General features: G+C 68.3%; 1 protein-coding gene. It reads right to left on the bottom strand.

Going from position 1 to position 597, the window contains the following annotated elements; translation table 11 throughout:
* On the bottom strand, positions 1-597 hold a 597-nt coding region (locus AB4Y80_RS16900), incomplete at both ends, for an ISL3 family transposase (protein WP_442215495.1).

The following is a 597-nucleotide window of genomic DNA, read 5'->3' on the forward strand; positions in this document are numbered from 1 at the left end:
TCCTTGAGGTAGTAGGCGCGGGCGAGGTCCGGGTTGGTTTGCACGATCCAGGCGAGCTTGGCTTGTTGTTTTTCGGTGAGGTCCTCGGGGTTCTTCCAGAGCGCGAAGCGGGAGTTCTTTAGCCCTGCGGCGTGGGTGCTGTCGGGCCGTGGCGGGGCGTCCTTGGGCGGGCGGCCGCGGCCCCGGTAGGGTTCGTTGGCCCGGGCGGCCTTGCGGGCCTGGTTCCACGCGCCGCGGCGGACCTCGTCCAGGGCGTCGGTGGCCCATGAGACGACGTGGAACGGGTCGGCGCAGCGGACGGCGTTGGGGCATTTCTTGGCCACGACGTGGGCAATCCAGTCGGCCCCGTCGGCGGAAACATGCGTGATCGCGGCGGATCGTTGCGCGCCGAGGGCGTCGAAGAACCTGCTCAGCGTGGCGATGTCCCGGCCCGGGGCCGCCCACACCAGCCGGCCCGAGTCGTGGTCAACGACGACGGTCAAATACTTGTGTCCGCGCTTGTAGGAGATCTCATCGATGCCGATCCTGCTGAGGTTCGCGAACGGGTCGAAGGAGGCTGCGGTGTCCTCCCAGACCCGGGTGATAATCGCCCCGACG

The sequence above is a fragment of the Specibacter sp. RAF43 genome (assembly GCF_052114065.1).
GTDB lineage: Bacteria > Actinomycetota > Actinomycetes > Actinomycetales > Micrococcaceae > Specibacter.